Below are 2,831 nucleotides of genomic sequence, written 5' to 3'. Positions count from 1 at the left end.
CTGGCCGACGGCCCTTTTCGATGTCAACGATCCCCGCATGGCCGCCATGCAGAAGGAGGTTCGCCAGCGCCATGGCGGCGGGTTTATCGAAGGCACGATTCGCTGGACCGGGCTGCCTGATGCAATCCACCCCTACATGTCAGCCTACACGACGATGGCGGCCCTGGTTCGCGGCGAACACGATCAAGTCGTTGAGGATTTCTACTGGTACCTGCTGCACTCGTCGGCGACGCACGCCTTTCCCGAGGGCATTTTCTACAAACGGCGATTCGCCTGGAGCGACACCATCCCCCACACCACGGGCGCGGCCAACTATGCGATCATGCTCCGCCACATGCTGATCCACGAACAGGAAGATGAGCTTCATCTGCTGGCGGGCGTGCCCGACGGCTGGCTGGCGGAGGGCAAGGAGATCAGCGTCGATCGCGCCCCCACTCACTTTGGGCCGGTCGACATGCTTGTGAGCGGCACAGCCAAAGGCGTTTTCGTGCAGTTCAAGGGCGCAGATCGACAAAAACCCAGACGAGTTGTGCTCCATCTGCCGGCCTCGCGTCCACTAGAAGCTTCGATCCCCGGCGTGAGCGTCGAGACTCGTCCGGCTCAGCAGAAACAATGGGACTATGCCGGCGTGGTAGAGATGTACGCCAAGACCGCCCCGCCGCTTCCTCGAACAATCCGCGATGTGGTCGATTTGCCTGCCGACCCGGCGATACCGGCTGATCGCTGCGTGCTGCTCGACCTGTCGAAATTGGCCAACACCGATCCTTTCACGGCGCCGTTTGGCGTCGCCAATCCAGGCAAGTTCCTCCTCACCGGCCTGCCAGTGGGCGACCAGACTGTCTGCGGAATTCCTTTCCGGATCATCGACCCGACCGCAAACAACGGTAAGGGCCTTATCGTTTTGGCTTCAGACAAGGCACCCGCCGACCGCGAGTGGCCCACACAGGTCGAGATCACGGTCAGCGGTGTGGCCAAACGAGCGTTCTTTCTCGGCAACGTGACCGGTTGGGGGGCCACCGACGCCGGCGTTGGCGAATGGGGGGCCGTGGGCGCGTACGAGGTCGAATATGCCGACGGACAGAAGCAGGTTGTTCCGTTGATCACGGGCTACACCTGCGAGGATTGGACCTCGGCACCCCGCGCAACCGGCGTGACCTGCGGTCTGCGCGGCAAACCGTGGCACCTCAACGTTATGGGCGTGAAGCTGCGACAGGCCGAACTCAAGAGGATCATCTTTTGCGACTACGGCACCCCTGCTGCGCCGGTGCTGGCTGCGGTGACCCTCGAGCGATGAGGTACAGGCAACATGGCCACGCAGAGCCGCCGTCATGGCACCCAACAACCTGGCGGACGCCGACGCTTGGCCCCTTGCAAGTCCGGGGCGACCAAGGAACCGCCGGCGAGTCTGATTCCCGCCCCTGCCATGTACAAGTCCTTGTATCAGCAAAGCCTCGGATGAAAGCTGCGGGAATCGCCGGTATTCGCCGAGTTGTGTATTGACACGAGGGCAGCCACCGGGGTACATTGGATGGTAGGAATTGTCTTATCTAAAACTTTTTAGCTCATCGCGGTAGGCGGCTGCGTCCGATGTACTGGATCGATAAGAGGCAACGTTGCTCAACCTGTCGACGTGCCAGGTCACTCGACCCGATGCAACGGAATCTTTGATCTTCCTCAAGCATCGCGACGACTGCCTATCAGGAAGGAGGCCCCGATGCGTCGCAGCAGCGTCCTAGCCGTTCTTGCGATCTCTTCAGCGGCAATGGGAGAGAACCTTCTGCTCAACCCGAGTTTCACCGACCCGCCGGTTGCGCCACCTTGCGCTGAAGACTGGCAAGACATAAGCAACTGGGAAATGACGTTCCAGAGTTCACCGGCCGGTTCGGGCGAGCGTCGCAATGGAGACTACAAGTCTCCTCCCTGCCCCCGAGACGGCGACGGCACACACGCCAGCCTCCAGGGTTGGGGCCGCGAGAATAAACTGGCTTGGCAGACGGTCACCGGCCTCACCACCGGCAACTACTACAAGTTGTCGGGCCTCTGGTTCTACGGCGCTGACTCCTACGGCGGCGGCCGCTTGACCGTGACCGCGGAGATTCGCACTGGCACTGACCCTAGCGGCGGCACCCTGATCGCTTCCGTCCAAAGCACCATCGCTAATGGTATTACGTCGATGTGGCTGCCTTTCCAGACCTGCGGCCAGTTGCCGTTCGGGAACGAGGTGACGGTGGTCACGAGGGCCAGCTATAACGATTGGGTGGGCTGGGCTCTCCATTTCGACAACCTCGTATTGGAAGAGGTGCCGAATTGTGTTGAGCCGAATCGGGTTGATGAGATTGTGCCGGCATACGGCACTCGAGGCACCACGATCGACGCGACCATTACGGGGTTCGACTTCACTCGCGGCCCCGTTTCGGTCAGGCTCAACCGCCCCGGGGCTTCGGACATTCACGCGACAAACCTGAGCGTTCAGTCATCCAACGTACTGACATGCAGGTTTGCCCTGACCGGGGCTGCCAACGGGCGCTGGAACGTGATGGTGAGCCTTGGAAGCGGCGAGCCGTTGACCGCCACTTTGCCCAACGGCTTCATGGTCGTTTTGCCGACCCTCTCGAACGGCAGCTTTGAACTGCCAACGGCGGAAGGTGGCTGCCCGGTCACGCCGCTTTGGGGCCATCCAACGGACTGGCTGGTATTGCACAGCGGCAGTTGGGGCGACGCAGGTTATGATGCAACGACAGTCGTTCGCGACCGCGTTGATGTCGTGCCCCCAGCTTGCTGTCGGCGCCGGTCTGAACATGCTGTAAATCCGCCGGTTTGATGATGCGGTG

General features: G+C 61.4%; 2 protein-coding genes. Both read left to right on the top strand.

Going from position 1 to position 2,831, the window contains the following annotated elements; genetic code table 11:
- On the top strand, nucleotides 1–1,294 hold a 1,294-nt coding region (locus tag PLL20_22125; GenBank protein HPD32697.1), incomplete at its 5' end, for a hypothetical protein.
- A gap of 420 nt (nucleotides 1,295–1,714) precedes the next feature.
- The gene (locus PLL20_22120; GenBank protein ID HPD32696.1) at nucleotides 1,715–2,821 is read left to right on the top strand and encodes a hypothetical protein; all 1,107 of its coding nucleotides are present in this window, start codon (nucleotides 1,715–1,717) and stop codon (nucleotides 2,819–2,821) included.
- Nucleotides 2,822–2,831: the final 10 nt, after the last annotated feature.

The sequence above is a fragment of the Phycisphaerae bacterium genome, assembly GCA_035384605.1.
Lineage (GTDB): Bacteria > Planctomycetota > Phycisphaerae > UBA1845 > PWPN01 > JAUCQB01.
The sequence above is the reverse complement of the archived record's forward strand: the minus strand, read 5'-3'. Positions and strand labels throughout refer to the sequence as shown.